The organism is Micromonospora sagamiensis (genome assembly GCF_014680085.1).
Lineage (GTDB): Bacteria > Actinomycetota > Actinomycetes > Mycobacteriales > Micromonosporaceae > Micromonospora > Micromonospora inyonensis.
In genome coordinates this window covers 1119456-1136659 of the sequence record NZ_AP023438.1, presented here as the reverse complement: position 1 = coordinate 1136659, position 17204 = coordinate 1119456, and the positions used below count along the sequence as shown (strand labels likewise).

Genomic DNA, 17204 nt, shown 5'->3' with positions numbered 1-17204 from the left:
TGTGCAAGGGGGACGCCGGCACCCGGAGGACGGCGGCGGTCAGCGGGCGGCGCGCAGCGCCTCGATCAGCCACTCGAACACCGGCACCATCGGCGGGAACGGTGGCCGCCGGTGGAGCACCCCGACCAGCTCCCAGTACCGCTCCACCCGTCGGTCGGTGAAGGTGGACATCCGGTCGGCCAGCGCGACCCGCTCCCCGGCGGAGAGTGCCGGGTCGACGATGCGGTCGACGACCTCCCGGGCGGCGGGGGAGTCCGGGGCGATGCCGGCGGCGAGTGCCTCCCGGGCCGGCGTCACGTCGGGCATCGGCTCCGGCGGGGAGTCCCCACCGGCGGCCCCGGCCACCGCCATCTCCCGGGCCCGGCGACGGAACGCCGGGTCGCGCACCAGTTCGGCCAGCTCCACCCAGGCGTCCACCTCCTCGTCGGTGGGATCGTCCGGCAGGTCGGCCGGGATGGCTCCCCGCATCGCCGTGGCGATGCCGCCGGCACGGGAGTCGGCGTCGATGCCGGCGAACACCTCCGTCACGAAGTCGTCGATGATCTGTTGCCGTTCCCGGGCGGAGAGTCGGGCCAGGTCGTGCATGAGTCTCAACTCCTCGGTCGTGCTTCCGCGACGGACGACCGACCGCAGCACCGCCCGGCGCAGCCGCAGCGTCCGGATCTCGGCGTCCAGCGCCCGGACGTGCGCCCGGGCCACCTCCGGCACGCCGGACTGCCGGCCCAGGATCCGCCGGACGTCGTCCAGGCCGATGCCGAGGTCCCGCAGCGTCCGCAGCAGGTCCAGGCGGGCCACGGCGGCGGCGTCGTAGAGCCGGTAGCCCCCGCCGGACCGGGCGGTCGGCGGCAGCAGCCCCTCGTCCGACCAGAACCGGATGGTGCGTACGGTCAGACCGGTGCGGTCGGCGAGCTGTCCGATGGTGAACAGCTCGGTACGGTCGTCCACGACCACAGCGTGCACCCTCCAGCCACTGGAGACTCAAGCCCTCAGTCGTCGGTGGGACGGTGGGCGCGCAGCACCAGCGACACCCCGGGCAGCCCCTTCACCGGCAGGTACCGCTCGGCGGTGATGATCGCCCGGAGCCCGAGGTTGACGACGGCGGGCAGGTCGTCCAGGTCGCTGCCGGTCGAGGTGCGCCGCCGCCACGCGGCGACCGGCCGCAGCAGCACGTTCCAGCTCCACAGCTCGTCGACGACCAGGCCGGCCTTCTCCACCGTCGCCCGCAGCGACTCCCGGTCGTAGCGGCGGACGTGCCCGACCGCCACGTCGTGCGCCGACCAGAGCCGCATGTCGCACGGTACGGCGATCAGCGCGGTCCCGCCCGGCCGCAGCGTCCGGCGGATCTCGGCGGCGGCGAGATGGTCGGCGTCGACGTGTTCGAGGATGTCGAAGGCGACCACCAGGTCCAGGCCGGCGGAGCCGACCGGCAGATGCCGGGCGTCGGCCCGGATCACGTCCAGTCCCCGCTCCCGGGCCACCCCCGCGCCCTCCACGCTGTATTCCAGCGCGACCGGTCGCCAGCCGTGCGCCCGCAGCACGCGGGTGTTGCCGCCGCCGGCCGCGCCGATGTCCAACGCCCGGCCGGGGCGCTGACCCGAGGCGGCCAGCCGGCGCAGCGCCCGAGCCAGCAGCGCCCGACGCTCGCGGTACCACCAGTGGGTGTCCTCGAGCGCGGCGAGTTTGCGGATCTCGGTCGCTTCCACGCGTACTCCTCGCAGATCGGGCGCACTCACCCTAACCGCGCCCGCCCCGACCCCCCTCCCGCCCCGGCACTCGCCCGCCCCGGTGCCGCCTAAGCCCGGGGGGTGCGTTGGTAGCAGGGGCCCCCTACAGGTGATTTTTGTACTGCAAGGTGCCCCTCCTACCCACCTCGGCGGGGCGGGGCGGGGTGGGGCGCGGACGGCGGACGCAGCGCAGGAAGCGGCAGAACAGTTCGGGGTCAGGGCGGACCCGACGCAGCCGGAGCGGGCGTAGCGGCGAACGCGTCGAGACGCCGACAACCTGCCCGGCGTCGTCCTCGTCCGGGACGTCTGTCGATCATCGCCAGAGAATCGCGCCCGCACCACGCACAGCCCCGACGCGCCAACCCGTCGCCCTGCCACGCAGGCTGCCGCTCAGATCTTGGACAGTTGCCGACGAGATGCGACGGCAACTGTCCAAGATCTGCGGGTGCGCGCGTGGCAGGGCGACCGCGGTTGGTGGAGGGGTTGAGCAGTTGCGTGTCAGGCTGGGGTCAAGGAAGCCGGTCGGCCGCGCTGCGGCGGACAGGCACCTCATTCAGGAGAAATCGCCCACCGGTTACCCACCGACGTTTACGCTCCAAGGCACCAAGGGGGCGATTATGGGCATTCAAGGCAAAGTGGCGATCGTCACGGGAGCAGGCCGGGGGATCGGCCGGGCGATCGCCCTGCGGCTGGCGGACGACGGCGCCGACGTGGCCGTGAACGACGTCCGGGCCGAGGGGGCCGAGGCGGTGGCCGAGGAGATCCGGGCACGAGGCCGACGGGCCGTCGCGGTGCCGGCCGACGTCAGCGACCGGGACACCGTCTTCGGCATGGTGGCGAAGGTGGCTGACGACCTCGGTCGCGTCGACGTCATGGTCTCCAACGCCGGCATGGCGCAGATCAAGCCGCTGACCGAGGTGACCTCCCAGGACCTGGAGCCGCTCTTCCGCCTGAACGTCTTCGGCGTCCTCTACTGCATGCAGGCCGCCGTGGCGGAGATGCAGAAGCAGGGCAGTGGCGGAAAGATCATCAATGCCGCCTCGATCGCGGGGCACTCCGCGTTCGACTACCTCGGCGCGTACTCGGCGACGAAGTTCGCGGTGATCGGGATCACCCAGGCCGCAGCGAAGGAGTTGGCGCAGTTCGGGATCACGGTCAACTCCTACTGCCCGGGGATCGTCGGCACGGACATGTGGGAGGCCATCGACCAGAAACTCAGCGGCTACCTCGGCCTGGAGCAGGGCGAGGCGCTCAAGAAGTACGCGGGCGGGATCCCGCTCGGCCGGGTCGAGACCCCGGAGGACGTCGCCGCCTTCGTCTCCTACCTGGCCGGCCCCGACTCGGACTACATGACCGGCCAGTCCGTGATGATCGACGGCGGGCTCGTCATGCGCTGACCAGCCGGGCAATACCGTGCGGGAAGGCCCCGCTGTCGCGGACGACAGCGGGGCCTTCGAACCCGTCGGGCGGTGACCCGTCACCGCGGGGTGTCGCCGTGGACGCCGTGACCTCAGACCCGCGTGAAGACGAGCGCCACGTTGTGTCCGCCGAAGCCGAACGAGTTGTTCAGCGCGGCGGGGACGTCCATGTGGCGTGCCTTGTTGGCGACCACCTCCAGGTCGAGGCCGTCGTCCGGTTCGTCCAGGTTGATGGTCGGCGGGATGACGCCGTCGCGGATCGTGAGGATCGTGGCGATCGACTCCAGCGCGCCGGCCGCGCCGAGCAGGTGCCCGGTCATCGACTTGGTCGCGGTCAGCACCGGGTGGTCACCGAGCGCCTTGTGCAGCGCCACCACCTCGGCCATGTCGCCGACCGGGGTGGAGGTGGCGTGCGCGTTGACGTGCACGATGTCCTGCCGGTCCACGTCGGCGTCGACGATCGCCTTGCCGATGGCCCGGATGGCGCCCGCGCCCTCCGGGTGGGGCTGCACGATGTCGTACCCGTCGGAGGTGATACCGGCCCCGGCGAGCCGGGCGTAGACCCGCGCGCCGCGCGCGGCGGCGTGGTCGGCGCGCTCCAGCACGACCACCCCGGCGCCCTCGCCGAGGACGAAGCCGTCACGGCCCTTGTCCCACGGCCGGGAGGCGCGCTCCGGATCGTCGTTGCGGGTCGACATGGCCCGCATCGAGGCGAAGCCGGCCATCGGCAGCGGGTGGATGACCGCCTCGGTGCCGCCGGCCACCACCACGTCGGCCCGGCCGGAGCGGATCATGTCCAGGCCGAGTGCGATCGCCTCCGCGCCGGTGGCGCAGGCGCTGGCGACCGCGTGTACGCCGGCCTGCGCACCCAGCTCCAGCCCCACCCACGCGGCGGGGCCGTTCGGCATCAGCATCGGCACGGTGTGCGGGGACACCCGGCGGGGGCCGGACTTCTCGAGGATGTCGTCCTGGTTGAGCAGCGTCACCGCGCCACCGATCCCGGAGCCGACGCTCACCCCCAGCCGCTCCGGGTCGAGCCCGGAGTCGGCCAGGCCGGCGTCCGCCCAGGCCTGGTGCGCGGCGATCAGGGCGATCGCCTCGGACCGGTCGAGCCGGCGAAGCTTCACCCGGTCCAGCAGCCCGGCCGGGTCGACCGCGAGCTGCGCGGCGATCCGGACCGGCATCTGTCCGGCCCACTCCTGGGTGAGCGCACTCACCCCGGAGCGGCCGGCGAGCATGGCGTCCCAGGTCGACGTGACGTCCCCGCCCAACGGGGTCGTCGCGCCGAGCCCGGTGACGACGACGTCGGTGCGACTCATGTCAGGACTGCGCCTCGATGTAGCTGACGGCGTCGCCGACGGTCTTGAGGTTCTGCACCTCGTTGTCGGGGATCTTGACGCCGAACTTCTCCTCCGCCGCCACCACGACCTCGACCATGGAGAGCGAGTCGACGTCGAGGTCGTCGGTGAACGACTTCCCCTCGGCCACCTCGTCCGGGTTCACCCCGGCCACCTCTTCGAGGATCTCGGCGAGGCCGGTGGTGATCTCGTCACGGGTCATTGGTTGTGTTTCCTCTCCATATGGGTTGTACGCACCCGGCGGTGGTACGGCCGGGCGGGAACGACGCGGTGGGACCGCGCCGGACATCAGGGCGGCGCGGTGGGACCGCGCCGGACATCAGAGCGACGCGGGTGGAACCGCGCCGGACATCAGGGGCAGCGGACGACCTGACCGGCGTAGGTCAGCCCACCGCCGAAGCCGAACAGCAACACCGGGGCGCCCGAGGGCACCTCCCGCCGTTCGACCAGCTTGGACAGGGCCAGCGGCACGCTCGCCGCCGAGGTGTTGCCGGACTCGACGATGTCCTTGGCGATGACGGCGTCCGTGATGCCCAGCCGTCGGGCGATGCCGTCGATGATCCGGGCGTTGGCCTGGTGCGGCACGAACGCGGCCAGCTCCTCCGGGCGTACGCCGGCCCGCTCGCAGGCCTGGAGGGCCAGCGGGGCCAGTTCGGTGGTGGCCCAGCGGAAGACCGCCTGCCCCTCCTGCTGGACGTACGGCCGCCAGCCCTCGATCCGGACCGCGTCGCCCTTCTCCGGGACCGAACCCCACACCACCGGGCCGACCCCGGCCGGCTCGCCCTCGGCGGTGGCGGTGACCACCGCCGCACCCGCCCCGTCGGCGAAGATGATGCAGGTCGAGCGGTCCGTCCAGTCGACGAAGTCGGAGAGCTTCTCCGCGCCGATGACCAGCGCGTTGCGCGACGCGCCGGCCCGGATGGCGTGGTCGACGGTGCCCAGCGCGTACGCGAAGCCCGAACAGGCGGTGTTCAGGTCGAACGCGCCCGGCGCGTGGATGCCCAGCCGGGCGGCGACGCGGCAGGCGACGTTCGGGCTGCGGTCGACCGACGTGCAGGTGGCCACCACCACGAGGTCGATGTCGGCGGCGGTCAGCCCGGAGTTGGCCAGCGCCTTGTCCGCGGCGGCGGAGGCCATGTCGGCCACCGTCTCACCGTCGGCGATCCGCCGGCTGGCGATGCCCACCCGGTCCCGGATCCATTCGTCGTTGGTCTCCACGAGCTGGGCGATCTCGTCGTTGGTCACCACCCGCGAGGGCTGGTAGTGGCCGAGGGAAAGGATCCGGCTTCCGCTCACGGTTGGTGTCCTCCGATACGGACGAGCGGCTGGCCCGGGGCGACCGGGTCGTCGTGGTGGGCGAGCCACTCGGTGAGCAGCCCGCCGTCGTGCGCGGTCACGTCGACCGGCCCCTGCCGGGTCGAGACGTGCCCGATGACCTGGCCGGGCTCGACGGTCCCGCCCTCGGCGAGGCCCCCGGCCGGCGCGAAGGTGCCGGCCACCGGCGCGACCACCACGCGGAACCGGCTGGTCGGCTCGTGGCGGGGTGCCCTGCCGTGTCGTGCGATCAGGTCGCGGGCGGCCGGCAGGTCGTCCGGGGTGTTCAGGGTGACGAGTTCCGGCAGCGCGTCGGAGCCCTTGAACTCCCGCTTGATGACGTTGTTCAGGGTGCCGGCCGGAGGAAGCTCGATCACCCCGGTCACCCCGAGGTCGACCAGGGTCGCCATGCAGAGATCCCAGCGGACGGGGGCGGTGACCTGACGGACGAGGCGCTGCACCATCTCCCGGCCGTGTGCCACGGCGGTGCCGTCGAGGTTGGACAGCAGGATCCGGGCCGGGGCCCGGGTGGTGATCCCGGCGGCGACGGCGGCGAGCGCGGCCTCGGCCGGGGCCATGTACGGCGTGTGGAACGCCCCGGCCACCTTCAGCCGCATGATCCGCGCGCCGGACGGTGGTTCGGCGGCGAGCTTGTCGATCCCCTCGGTGGCACCGGCGGCCACCACCTGACCGGTGGCGTTGCGGTTGGCCGGGTGCAGCCCGTGCTTCTCGATGACGGCGAGCACCTCGTCGACGTCCCCGCCGAGCACGGCCGCCATGCCGGTCGACTCCAGCGCGCACGCCGCCGCCATCTCCCGGCCACGGACGCCCGCCAGGGCGATCGCCGCCTCGGCGGGGAGCACCCCGGCCAGCGCGGCCGCGGCCAGTTCGCCGACGCTGTGGCCGGCGGTGAGGCCGACGTCGTGCATCGGCAGGTGCTCGGCGGCGAGCAGCGACGCCGCGACGAGCAGCGGCTGGGTGCGGGCGGTGTCCTTGATCTCGTCCGCGTCGGCGGCGGTGCCGAGGTGGACCAGGTCGACACCGGACAGCGCCGACCACCACCGCAGCCGGGCCTCGGTGCCGCTGAGGTCGAGCCACGGGGTCAGGAAGCCGGGCTTCTGCGAACCCTGGCCAGGAGAGAGTACGGCGAGCACGTCTATGACTCTGTCTGAATCTTGGCGGCCGTGTGGTGTCGGCAGGCACCAAACCGCACTAGAACCTTTGGAGGGATCCTACAAAAACCCCTGGTTCGGTGTCGTCCGGTCCGGGATCAGCGGTCCTTGCCGCGCTCGCTTCCCGGCGGTCCGGGGAGTACCGGCGTGACCGGGTCCAACCGTCCGACGGTCAGCGCCACCTGGAGGGCGAAGGCGTCCCGGGGCACCAACGGGGACAGACCGGTCACCTCGGCGATCCGGCGCAACCGGTACCGCACCGTGTTCGGGTGCACGAAGAGAGCGCGTGCCGTGCTCTCCAGTACCCCGCCCGAGGCGAAGAACGCGTCCAGGGTCTCCAGCAGTTCGCCCGCGGCGCGTACCAGGGTGGCGTAGTAGTCCTGACGCAACCGGCGGCGGGCCTCGGCGTCCCCGGCCAGCGCCCGCTCCGGCAGCAGGGCGGCGGCCTCCACCGGTCGCGGCGCGGCCGGCCAGGCCGGAGCCGCCCGGTACCCGGCCAGCGCCGAGCGCGCCGACTCGGTCGCCTCGTCCAGGCTCGGTACGGCGGGACCGACCACCACCGGCCCGTCGCCGAACGCCGGCAGCAGCTTCTCGGTGGCGGCCAGCGGGTCGGCCGCGCCGCCGAGCACCACCACCAGCCGGTCGCCGTGCACCCCGCCGATCACCCCGACCCGGATCCGCCGGGCCAGCCGGTAGACGGTGTGCAGCACGGCGGCCACCTCCCCGCCGGGGGAACGGCCCACCGCCACCGCCACCGGGGGCGCGTCCGCCCAGCCCAGCGCGGCGGCCCGACTGGCCAGCACGTCCGAGGAGTCCCCGCGCAGGAGCGCGTCCACCAGCAGGGCCTGGAGCCGGGCGTCCCAGGAGCCCCGCACCTCGGCGGCGCGTGCGTACGCCCGCGCGGCGGCGAAGGCGATCTCCCGGGAGAACCGCAGTACGACCTCGCGCAACTGCTGCTCCTCGCCGTCGGCGGCCAGGTGCGGGACCTGCTCCTCCACCACGTCGATGGTCACCTTGATCAACGCGACGGTCTGCTGGAGGCTGATCGACCGGGCGAGGGCCTGCGGGGCGATGGCGAAGACCTCGTCGGAGACCTCCTGGGTGCTGTCCGCCCGACCGCCACCGTCGCGCAGCCACTGCACCAGTGAGCGGACGCCGGCCTGGGCGACCAGCGTCACCCAGGACCGCTGGTCGGCCGGAAGCGCCCGGAACCAGGGCACGGTCTCGTCCATCCGGGTCACGCTCGCCGTGGCCAGGGCTCCCGCCGCGCGCTCGATCCGGCGCAGCGTGGCGGGCAGTTGCGTACCCCCCGGCTCGGTCCCCACCGCCCTAGCCTGACACGCGCCCGCCGGCCCCGCGTCCGAGCCCCCGCGACGTGCCATCATTGACGATGATCGCGCGCCCGCCGCTGTTCCTGCCGCTGCTCGCCCTCACCGCCCTGCTCGTGCTGGCGGTTCCGGTCCTCACCGACTGGGCGCCGCTTCACCGCGCCGACCGCGCGCTCAGCGAGACCTTCCGGGGGCACGGCGACCACCGTCCCGGGCTGGTCTCGGCTCTGCGGATCCTCACCGACGTGGCCGCCACCATTCCGTTCCTGGTCGCCGGCGTGGTCGCCGCCCTCACCCTGCTCGCCCGGGGGTGCCGTGCGGCGGCCGTGTTCTGCGCCACGGTCACCGGGACCGTGCCCGTGCTCTGGGGACTGGCCCACTGGCTGCTGCACCGTCCACGTCCGCTGGACGGCTTCGTCACCGTCACCAGCAACGGGTTCCCGAGCGGGCACACCAGCAACGCCGCTGCCGCCGCCCTGGTCGTCGTGCTGCTCGCCTGGCCCCGGCTGGCCCGTACCGGGCGGCTCGTGGTGGTGACGGCGGCCACGGCCTTCGCGGTGTTCGTCGGCCTGACCCGGGTGGCGCTGCTGGCACACTGGCCCACGGACGTCCTCGGCGGCTGGCTGCTGGCGCTGGCCGTCGTGCCGCTCGTCGCGTACGCCGTCCGGGAGCGGGCTCCCGCCCGGGCGGGCTGACCGTCCCGCCCGGTCGGTCCTGCCGGGCCCCGCGCACGGGGGCGGTTCGTCGCGCTGGTCGGGCTGCGGTCCGCCCGCGCCGGGAGACGGCCCCCACCCGATCACGCGTCGATGGACATTACGCATGCGACGTACCGCCGGACGCGTCCGGCCAGTACGGTGACAGGGCACGGCACCGCGCGTGGAAATTCCACGGACGTGATCGTGCGATCCGTCGCCGGGCGTGAGCCGGCGACGGGGTGGAACAGGGCCCAGGGCGAGCGTGAGGAGACCGGAGATGCCGCACGGGGAGGCCGAGCACGGCTGCGCCCAGGGCGATCCCTGCCGGTCGGGTCACCACGACCAGCAGTCGCCCGGCAAGCACCACGTCCACCGCCGGTCGCCGGTGGGTACGCCGCAGCTGGCCGAGCCGGTCGTCCGGCCCGCCGAGGAGGATCCCCCGGTGCCCCGCCAGCGGCTCGCCGACTGCGTCGACCCGGAACCGGTGCCCCAGGCGTCCTGCCGCAGCGACCTGCCGGGCTGGGCCGGTGCCCACCGGCACGGGCCGGTCCGGCCGAGCCAGCGCGCCACCCGACGGGAGCGCCCGCCGCGACGCTGGTGCTGACCAGCCGCCACGACGGCCCGCGACCGCCGATCGGGGCGACCCGGCCGGTCACGACAGGACGCCGGGCGCTCCCGATGGGAACACCCGGCGTCGGGATGGGACGTCGGCGGTCAGCGGGTGCGGCGCCGGATCAGCAGCGCGATGCCGGCCAGCCCGATCGTGATGACGATCACCACGCCCGCGTTCAGCAGCAGCAGGCGCTGCAACTCGCCGAGCGCCTGGTCGATGTCCCGGCCCGGGTCGAGGGACTCCTCCGGGAGCATCCGCTCGCCACCGCCGACCCCGCCGCTGACCGTCTCGATCTGTCGGGGCAGGGGCACGCCGGCCGTCCGCAGGGTCTCCGACATGTTGAGCCGGCCGAGGAACCAGCCCGCGTGGGTCTTGGCCGCGTTGGGCTGCTTGGCCGGACGGTAGGCCCGCGGACCGCCCTTGGCGAGCGGGTAGAGGTCGAAGGTCTGCTGTGGCTGGTCGCCGGCCAGCACCACGACCGTGTACTTCGGGCCGAGGTCGGCGGCCTTGGGACCCGAGGGCGCGCCGTCGGCGGCGAACCAGTTGACCTGGTCGATCACCGCCGTCACGTGGGCCGGGTCGATGTCGGCCCGTAACCGCAACGGTTCGGCGAGCCCTGCGCCGGTGATGTCCACCCCGGGCGGCGCGGGCTTGGGCGCGGCGTGCGCCGCGCCGACCGACATCATCGCCACCAGGACCGCCCCGACTGCCGCGACGAGTAGCCGCCTCACCCTCCGGACCACTGCCGCCTCCTCGCCCCGCTTCGATGGATGGCCTTGCTGCAGGTCACGCGCTGACTGGGGATGGCACGAGCACGCCGGGCAGGGCCGGGCGTACATCTCTCAGACTCCGCCGGCCGTCGATCGGTTGCAGCTTCCAGAACAGTATTTTGAACTATGTGCGATCTCAGCCCGACTAATGACAGGACGTGTGATCGGTGGGCGGATCGTACCTTTACGGAGGGATGCATGGGGGGCAGGGTCCTACGGCTGGCGGGTTGGCTGGTCACGATCGGCGTGGCGCTGGTGGTGTCGTTGTGGTCGGCGGCACCGGCCGCCGCGCACAACTCACTGACCGGCAGCAGTCCTGCTGACGGGGCACGGTTGGCGCAGGCTCCGACCCGGATCGAGCTGCGTTTCCTCGCCCGGCTCGATCCGAACACGACGAAGATCACAGTAACCGGACCGGACAACGTGCCGGCGTCCCGGGGTGCCCCGACGGTGAACGGTTCCCGGGTGCGCGTGACGTTCGTGCCGGGCGCGGCCGGGCTCTACATCGTCGACTACCGGGTCAGCTCGGCGGACGGCCACCCGGTCAGTGGCGAGATCCGGTTCACGCTGACCACCGGCACCCCGGCCGACCCGTCACCGTCCCCCACGGCGGTCACCGGGCCACCCCCGCCACCCACGCCGGTCCCGGTGGACCCCACCCCGTCGACCGCCGGTGCCTCGGCCGCACCGGCCGCCGACACCGACGCCGGTGACGACGGCGGCACGCCCGCCTGGCCCTGGGGAGTCGGCGCGGTCGCCGTGCTCGCCGGGCTCGTCGCCGTGCTGCTGGTACGCCGCCGCCCCCGGTCGACCGGCTGAGCAATCGTGTGCCGCGACGGCCCACCGGACTCCGAACCCGGGGGACCGACACGGCGACAGCCGCCGTGCGGGCGGGCCCGCACGGCGGCTGTCGTGACGCGTACGGTCAGGGAAGCCGGACCCGGGCGGCGCGCAACCGGGCCAGGGTGCGCTCGCGGCCGAGCACCTCCATCGACTCGAACAACGGCAGTCCGACGCTGCGGCCGGTCACCGCGACCCGGACCGGGGCCTGGGCCTTGCCGAGCTTGAGCCCACGCTCCGCGCCGACCGCCTCCAGGGTCGACTTGAGCGACTCCGCGTCCCAGGTCTCCAGCGCCTCGAAGGCGGCGGTCGCGGCGTCCAGCAGCGCGCCCGCGCCCTCCTTCATCGCCTTCGCCCAGGCCGCCTCGTCGACCAGCGGCGAGGCGAGGAAGAGGAAGTCCACATTCGGCACGATCTCGCTGAGCACCGCGATCCGCGTCTGCGCCAGCGGGGCGACCGCCGCGAAGGCGTCCGCGTCGAACTCCGCCGGCTGCCACGGCGGCGGCGGGATCGTCGCGGTGCCGGTGAGCCACGGCTGGCAGGCGGCGGCGAACTCCTCGACCGGCAGCGCCCGGATGTACTCGCCGTTGAACGCGCGCAGCTTCTTCTCGTCGAAGAAGGCGGGGGAGGGGTTGACCTCCTCCAGCCGGAACTCCTCCTCGATCACCGACCACGGGACGATCTCCCGGTCGCCGGAGGGCGCCCAGCCGAGCAGCATCAGGTAGTTGCGCATCGCGTCGGCGAGGTAGCCCTCGTCCCGGTACGCCTCCAGGGCGACCTTGTCGCGGCGCTTGGAGAGCTTCTGCCGCTTCTCGTTCACCACCACCGGCACGTGCGCCCACACCGGCGGCCGCACGCCGAGCGCGTCCCAGAGCAACTGCTGCTTGGGGGTGTTCGGCAGGTGCTCCTCGGCCCGGATCACGTGGGTGATCCCCATGGTCATGTCGTCGACCACGTTGGCCAGCAGGAAGACCGGCGAGCCGTCGCCCCGGGCGATGACGAAGTCCTCGATGAGCTTGTTCTCGAAGGTGGGCTCGCCCCGGATCAGGTCGACCACCTTCGTCACACCCTCGTCCGGGGTACGGAAGCGCAGCGCCCGTCCCTCGCCCGGCTCCAGGCCCCGGTCCCGGCAGAAGCCGTCGTAGCCGGCGTACTGCGAGCCGCTGCGGGCCTGCACCGCCTCCCGGGTGCAGTCGCAGTAGTACGCCCGGCCGGACTCGTGCAGGCGCCCGGCGGCGGCCCGGTGCTCACCAGCGTTCTGCGACTGGAAGTACGGCCCCTCGTAGGAGCCGCGCGCGATGCCGATCCAGTCCAGCGCCGACAGGATGCCCTCGGTCCACTCCGGCCTGTTGCGGGCGGCGTCGGTGTCCTCGACGCGGAGCACGAACACCCCGCCCTGCTGCTTGGCGTAGATCCAGTTCTGGAGGGCGGAGCGGGCACCGCCGACGTGGAACATACCGGTCGGAGAGGGGGCGAATCGCACACGTACCGTCACGCCGTCCAGCGTACGGCTGCTGCGTCCTGGTGGTAGGAGGGGCCCCTTGTTACCGCTTTTTGTCGTGCAGGGGACCCCTGCTACCACCCCAGCGCGCGCAACCGCGCAACCTGCCGCTTCCGCCCGCGCAGCGGTGTCGGCGGGTGAACGTCGGCAGCGGTGTCAGCGGGTGAACGCCGGCAGCGCGGCGAAGTCGGGATGCAGCTCGACCTGCCGGGCGAGCTGGGCCATCACCTGGCGTACCCGGCTCAGGGGGTGCTGCGGGAACTGCGGGTCGTACGCCGGGTCGTCGGCGACGTGCGACGGCAGGCCGCCCTCGCCCTCGGGCCCGTACGGGTGGGGCCGGAAGTAGTTCGTGGGGCCGACCTGGCTCATGACCAGCGCTTCCCGCTGGCCGGTCGGCCCGCTCTCGGCAGCCTGCACCCGCAACACCGCGCTGCATGCCGCCTTCGGCACGATGTAGCTGCCCAGGAAGGCCTGTCCGTGGGGCTGGTTGGGCAGCTTGACCTTGACGATCTGGCGCAGTGCCGGCTGGCCGCCGACCGACACGACATCGGCCTCGATCAGCGCACCGCCCTGGGCTGCCGCCATCCCCGCCAGCCCCTTATGGAGCGCGGGCAGGTCCGTCAGCGAGGCGGGCAGGTCGGGAACCAGGTTGAAGAAAACCGGCTGGATGACGATCCGCTCGTCGTTGGCCCAGGTGTCCGTGGCCACCTGCTGGAACCCGTCGAGGAGGAAGTGCGCGAAGGGGTGCATGGGGTTCGATCGTGCCAGATCAGGTGAGCCCCGGGCCGGCCGGAGGCGGCCCCCGTCCCCCTCACGGCCGTCGACGATGGCGGCGGGCGCCACCGACACCGTCCCGGCGGGCGTCGCCGACACCGTTCCGGCGGGCGTCGCCGACACCGGGCGTCGCCGACACCGGGCGTCGCCGACACCGGGCGTCGCCGACACCGGGCGTCGCCGACACCGGGCGTCGCCGACACCGGGCGTCGCCGACACCGGGCGTCGCCGACACCGGGCGTCGCCGACACCGGGGGGCGTCGGCACCGGCGCGGGGAACGGTGCCGGCGGCTGCTCAGGGGACCGTACGGATCTTCAGCACCAGGACGCTGCCGAGCAGGGTCACCAGAGCGGTCGCCCCGTACAGCGCCGGGTACCCACCGAGGTGCACCACGATCGGGGCGGAGATCGCCGGACCGAGCACCTGGGGTGCGGAGTTGGCGATGTTGATCACGCCGAGGTCCCGGGCGCGGTCGGCGGCGGCCGGCAGGACCTGGGTGATCAGCGCGGCGTCCACCGACAGGTAGACGCCGTAGCCCGCGCCGAGCAGCAGCGCGGCGACCACCACGGTCGACCAGACCGGCGCGGCGGCGAGCAGCAGCGCGGCTCCCGCGATCACCACCCCGGCGACGACCACGAAGACCCTCCGCCGTCCGGTCCGGTCCGACAGCCAGCCGGCGAGCACGGTGGTGGTGGCGAGTCCCGCCGTGTAGAGCAGGATCAGCACCAGCAGCGCACCGTCCGGGTCGGGGTGGCGCACCCCGTCGGTGAGGAAGTACAGCAGGTAGAGGGTGCCCAGCGCGTTGCCGAGCTGGATCAGGAACCGGGTGATCCAGGCCCAGCCGAAGTCGGGGTGCCGGCGCGGGCTGACGGCGGCCAGCAGCGCGCGAGGGCTCAGCGGGGGGCGGTGCGCGCGGGGCAGCGGGTCGTCCGGGGTGAACAGGGCGAAGGGGAGGGCGAGCACCAGCACGGCCACCGCGACCGCGAGGTAGCCGGCGGCGCGGCCGGTGACCAGCGTGGTCACCAGCAGCACCCCGAGCACCAGCCCGAGCGGTTGGGGGATCCCGACCCAACCGGAGACCGCGCCCCGCTGGGCGACCGGCACCCGGTCCGGCACGGCCGTGGTCAGGCTGGCCAGCATCGCGTTGAAGCAGACCTGGGCGGCGACCCAGACCACCGTCACGCCGAGGATGGTCCGCTGCTGGGCCAGCAGCACCAGGGCGAGGGCGCCGAGCAGCGCGCCGCCGGCCGTCCACAGGTGCCGGCGGCCGAGGCGCCGGCCGGCGATCCGGACGACGGTACGGTCCGACAACGCGCCGGCCAGCGGGTTGGCCAGCACGGCGGCGAGCGCCCCGACCCCGGTGACCACCGCGAGCATCGTCTCCTTGGCGTCCGGGGCGATCCGCTCGACCTGCTGCGGCAGGAGCACCTGGAGTGGGGTGAAGAAGGCCATCCAGAGGCCGAGGTTGGCGGCGACGAGCAGGGCGATCCAGCCGCGCCGTACCGGCACGGTCGGTTCGGCGAGCGCGGCCGGCGGCGCACCTGGGGTCGGGTCGACGGCGCTCACCACGGCCCGCCGCCCACCATCACCCGGTCCACCGGGTCACGCCCCGTGTCGTCGGCTGCGGGCGATCACGTCCCGGTACCAGGCGTACGACGACTTCGGGGTGCGCGCGAGGGTGTCGGCGTCGACGTGCACCAGGCCGAACCGCTTGGTGAAGCCCTCCGCCCACTCCCAGTTGTCCAGCAGCGACCAGACGAAGTAGCCGCGCACGTCCACGCCCTCGTCGACGGCGGCCCGGAGCGCGCGCAGGTGACCGTCCAGGTAGGCGATCCGCTCCGGGTCGTGCACCCGCCCGTCGGCGTCGGGTTCGTCGTCGTACGCGCAGCCGCTCTCGGTGATCTCGATCGGGGGCAGCGCCTGGCCGTACCGGTCACGCAGGCCGACCAGCAGGTCGCGCAACCCGTCCGGGACCACCGGCCAGTCGAAGGCGGTGCGCGGGTACCCGTCGAGGTCGGCCAGCTCGAACGGCAGCGGCGAGCCCTCCTCGGGGGCCCGGATGCCGGTCGGGTTGTAGTAGTTGACGCCGAGCACGTCGATCGGCGCGGCGATGGTCGCCAGGTCCCCGTCACGGACGACCTCCGGCCCGGGGGCGAGGTCGGGCGGGTAGCCGAGACCGAGCACCGGATCGGTGAACAGCCGGTTGTGCAGCGCGTCGTACGCCTCCCCGGCGGCCCGGTCGGCGTCGGTGTCGCCGAGGACCCGCACCGGCGAGTAGTTGTTGGTGAGGGCGACCGGGCTGGTCGTCCGGGCGCGCAGGGCGGCGACGGCCAGGCCGTGCCCGAGGAGCTGGTGGTGGGCCACCGGTACGGCGTCGAAGAGGAGCTGCCGGCCGGGGGCGTGGGTGCCCAGGCCGTAGCCGAAGCTCATGTGCACGAACGGTTCGTTGAGCGTGATCCAGAGTCGTACCCGGTCGCCGAGGCGGGCGGCGACCAGATCGGCGTACTCGGCGAAGCGTCCGGCGGTGTCCCGGTGCAGCCAGCCGCCCGCGTCCTCGACCGGCTGCGGCAGGTCCCAGTGGTAGAGGGTGGCGACCGGGTCGATGTCCCGGGCCAGCAGCGCGTCGGTCAGCCGGTCGTAGAAGTCCAGGCCGCGCGGCGAGGCCGGACCGGAACCCGGCGGCTGCACCCGGGGCCAGGCGACCGAGAACCGGTACGCGGAGATCCCGAGCCCGGCCATCAGTGCGACGTCCTCGGCGTACCGGTGGTAGTGGTCGCAGGCGACGTCCCCGCTGCTGCCGTCGGCGATCCGTCCCGGCTGGTGGGCGAAGGTGTCCCAGATCGACGGGCCGCGACCGTCGGTGTCGGCGGCGCCCTCGACCTGGTAGGCCGAGGTGGACACTCCCCAGCGGAAGCCGGCGGGGAACACGGGCGTCGGCATGCACCCTCCACACGGATGTGAAACGTATTCAGGACTCTAGATCGCCGTGCGGGGATGCGCCATGGGGTGCCGGGACGTTTTCGTCAAGGGATTTCGGCGTGTCTTTTCCAAACCCGTCCGCATCTGTCCGTTTTGACGCATAGAGTGCGGAATATCGTGGGATGTCCTCAGTGGGGGAAGACAGAGATGATCCTCGTGGAACGCAGTGCGCACGTGGCGGCGCCGGTGGAAGCGGTCTGGGACGTGGTGCAGCGGGCCGAGCAGTTGCCGGCCTGGCTGGCCGGCGTACGAGCGGCCGAGGTGCTCTCGGGAGAGGGCTACGGTCGCCGGCAACTGGTCCAGGCCGGGCGCGGCGCGGCGCACGAGGCGGAGGTGATCGCCTTCCAGGAACCCAACCTCATCGGTTGGCGGGAACGGGCCAAGGGCGCCGGTGCCCGGGCGGAGGCGCGCACCGAGATCTACGTCCAGCTCACCGCCGACGAGGAGGAGGGCGGCACGGTCGTCCGCCTCATCGTCGTCCGCTGGCCGGCCGGTCCGGTCAAGGCGGCCCTGCTCCGGCTCGGCCTGCGTCGGGTCGGCGCCGACCTGGAGGATTCGCTCGCCCGGCTGACCGACCTGGCCGCCGTCGGCTGAGTCGGGCCCGATCCCGGCGTCACCCGCGACGACGGTGGCCCGGCGTCCCCGCCAGGGACCCCGGGCCACCGTCGTCCGCCGTCACCGGGCGTGCCCGGCCTGGACCGGGAAGGGCCCGGCGCG

At 73.4% G+C, this 17204-nt stretch carries 17 protein-coding genes; 5 read left to right on the top strand and 12 right to left on the bottom strand.

All coding sequences use genetic code 11. The features are described 5' to 3' along the window. Positions 1-39: 39 nt before the first annotated feature. Together IGA62_RS04625 and IGA62_RS04620 are read right to left on the bottom strand one after the other, a co-directional pair. Positions 40-945 (bottom strand): helix-turn-helix domain-containing protein, encoded by a 906-nt coding sequence (locus tag IGA62_RS04625; RefSeq protein WP_145816099.1) that lies wholly within the window; start codon positions 943-945, stop codon positions 40-42. A gap of 41 nt (positions 946-986) precedes the next feature. Then, positions 987-1703 carry a class I SAM-dependent methyltransferase gene (locus IGA62_RS04620; protein ID WP_145816100.1) on the bottom strand — a complete coding sequence of 239 codons (717 nt, stop codon included), beginning with the start codon at positions 1701-1703 and terminating at the stop codon, positions 987-989. A gap of 656 nt (positions 1704-2359) precedes the next feature. Between IGA62_RS04620 and IGA62_RS04615 the strand changes: the two genes are divergently transcribed. Continuing rightward, the gene (locus tag IGA62_RS04615; RefSeq protein WP_222433300.1) at positions 2360-3121 is read left to right on the top strand and encodes an acetoin reductase; all 762 of its coding nucleotides are present in this window, start codon (positions 2360-2362) and stop codon (positions 3119-3121) included. A gap of 113 nt (positions 3122-3234) precedes the next feature. Here IGA62_RS04615 and fabF read toward each other — a convergent pair whose 3' ends face one another. The 5 genes from fabF to IGA62_RS04590 form a co-directional block, all read right to left on the bottom strand. Then, positions 3235-4461 (bottom strand): beta-ketoacyl-ACP synthase II, encoded by a 1227-nt coding sequence (fabF, locus tag IGA62_RS04610; RefSeq protein ID WP_145816102.1) that lies wholly within the window; start codon positions 4459-4461, stop codon positions 3235-3237. A 1-nt stretch (position 4462) separates the two neighbouring features. Further along, the gene (locus IGA62_RS04605; protein WP_091459597.1) at positions 4463-4702 is read right to left on the bottom strand and encodes an acyl carrier protein; all 240 of its coding nucleotides are present in this window, start codon (positions 4700-4702) and stop codon (positions 4463-4465) included. A gap of 149 nt (positions 4703-4851) precedes the next feature. Then, positions 4852-5796, bottom strand: a complete 945-nt coding sequence (locus tag IGA62_RS04600; protein WP_091459598.1) for a beta-ketoacyl-ACP synthase III — start codon at positions 5794-5796, stop codon at positions 4852-4854. Then, on the bottom strand, positions 5793-6968 hold the full coding sequence (locus IGA62_RS04595; protein ID WP_145816103.1) for an acyltransferase domain-containing protein: 1176 nt from the start codon (positions 6966-6968) through the stop codon (positions 5793-5795). Before IGA62_RS04595 ends, IGA62_RS04600 begins: the two co-directional genes overlap by 4 nt. Before the next feature lie 116 nt (positions 6969-7084). Beyond that, on the bottom strand, positions 7085-8368 hold the full coding sequence (locus IGA62_RS04590) for a PucR family transcriptional regulator (RefSeq protein ID WP_145816104.1): 1284 nt from the start codon (positions 8366-8368) through the stop codon (positions 7085-7087). An 8-nt stretch (positions 8369-8376) separates the two neighbouring features. On the opposite strand from IGA62_RS04590, the gene IGA62_RS04585 reads away from it, so the two are divergent. Then, a complete protein-coding gene (locus tag IGA62_RS04585; RefSeq protein WP_145816105.1) occupies positions 8377-9009 on the top strand; it encodes a phosphatase PAP2 family protein in 633 nt (210 codons plus the stop codon). Positions 9010-9286: 277 nt separating this feature from the next. Next, entirely contained in the window at positions 9287-9613 is a 327-nt protein-coding gene (locus IGA62_RS04580) for a hypothetical protein (RefSeq protein WP_145816106.1), read from the top strand. A gap of 110 nt (positions 9614-9723) precedes the next feature. On the opposite strand, the gene IGA62_RS04575 is transcribed toward IGA62_RS04580, so the two are convergent. Then, the gene (locus tag IGA62_RS04575) at positions 9724-10308 is read right to left on the bottom strand and encodes a hypothetical protein (protein WP_377464412.1); all 585 of its coding nucleotides are present in this window, start codon (positions 10306-10308) and stop codon (positions 9724-9726) included. A 282-nt stretch (positions 10309-10590) separates the two neighbouring features. On the opposite strand from IGA62_RS04575, the gene IGA62_RS04570 reads away from it, so the two are divergent. Then, positions 10591-11211, top strand: coding sequence for a copper resistance CopC family protein (locus IGA62_RS04570; RefSeq protein ID WP_145816108.1), 621 nt, complete (start codon positions 10591-10593; stop codon positions 11209-11211). A gap of 106 nt (positions 11212-11317) precedes the next feature. Here the strand turns inward: IGA62_RS04570 and gltX are convergent, their stop codons facing one another. From gltX to IGA62_RS04550, 4 genes are all read right to left on the bottom strand, one after another. After that, a complete protein-coding gene (gltX, locus tag IGA62_RS04565; RefSeq protein WP_145816109.1) occupies positions 11318-12727 on the bottom strand; it encodes a glutamate--tRNA ligase in 1410 nt (469 codons plus the stop codon). A 162-nt stretch (positions 12728-12889) separates the two neighbouring features. Then, entirely contained in the window at positions 12890-13483 is a 594-nt protein-coding gene (locus IGA62_RS04560; protein WP_145816110.1) for a hypothetical protein, read from the bottom strand. 319 nt (positions 13484-13802) lie between these two features. Beyond that, positions 13803-15074 (bottom strand): MFS transporter, encoded by a 1272-nt coding sequence (locus IGA62_RS04555; RefSeq protein ID WP_145821800.1) that lies wholly within the window; start codon positions 15072-15074, stop codon positions 13803-13805. Between the two features lie 36 nt (positions 15075-15110). After that, the gene (locus IGA62_RS04550) at positions 15111-16448 is read right to left on the bottom strand and encodes a GH1 family beta-glucosidase (protein ID WP_145816111.1); all 1338 of its coding nucleotides are present in this window, start codon (positions 16446-16448) and stop codon (positions 15111-15113) included. Between the two features lie 186 nt (positions 16449-16634). Between IGA62_RS04550 and IGA62_RS04545 the strand changes: the two genes are divergently transcribed. Further along, the gene (locus IGA62_RS04545) at positions 16635-17081 is read left to right on the top strand and encodes an SRPBCC family protein (protein ID WP_091459609.1); all 447 of its coding nucleotides are present in this window, start codon (positions 16635-16637) and stop codon (positions 17079-17081) included. Positions 17082-17204: the final 123 nt, after the last annotated feature.

Excerpts from the sequence above, each read along its gene's own strand:
- IGA62_RS04605 (WP_091459597.1), bottom strand. The coding sequence starts at position 4,702 with ATGACCCGTGACGAGATCACCACCGGCCTCGCCGAGATCCTCGAAGAG.
- IGA62_RS04560 (WP_145816110.1), bottom strand. The coding sequence starts at position 13,483 with ATGCACCCCTTCGCGCACTTCCTCCTCGACGGGTTCCAGCAGGTGGCC.
- IGA62_RS04570 (WP_145816108.1), top strand. The coding sequence starts at position 10,591 with ATGGGGGGCAGGGTCCTACGGCTGGCGGGTTGGCTGGTCACGATCGGC.
- IGA62_RS04545 (WP_091459609.1), top strand. The coding sequence starts at position 16,635 with ATGATCCTCGTGGAACGCAGTGCGCACGTGGCGGCGCCGGTGGAAGCG.
- IGA62_RS04575 (WP_377464412.1), bottom strand. The coding sequence starts at position 10,308 with ATGATGTCGGTCGGCGCGGCGCACGCCGCGCCCAAGCCCGCGCCGCCC.
- IGA62_RS04585 (WP_145816105.1), top strand. The coding sequence starts at position 8,377 with ATGATCGCGCGCCCGCCGCTGTTCCTGCCGCTGCTCGCCCTCACCGCC.
- IGA62_RS04550 (WP_145816111.1), bottom strand. The coding sequence starts at position 16,448 with ATGCCGACGCCCGTGTTCCCCGCCGGCTTCCGCTGGGGAGTGTCCACC.
- IGA62_RS04590 (WP_145816104.1), bottom strand. The coding sequence starts at position 8,368 with ATGGCACGTCGCGGGGGCTCGGACGCGGGGCCGGCGGGCGCGTGTCAG.
- fabF (WP_145816102.1), bottom strand. The coding sequence starts at position 4,461 with ATGAGTCGCACCGACGTCGTCGTCACCGGGCTCGGCGCGACGACCCCG.
- IGA62_RS04580 (WP_145816106.1), top strand. The coding sequence starts at position 9,287 with ATGCCGCACGGGGAGGCCGAGCACGGCTGCGCCCAGGGCGATCCCTGC.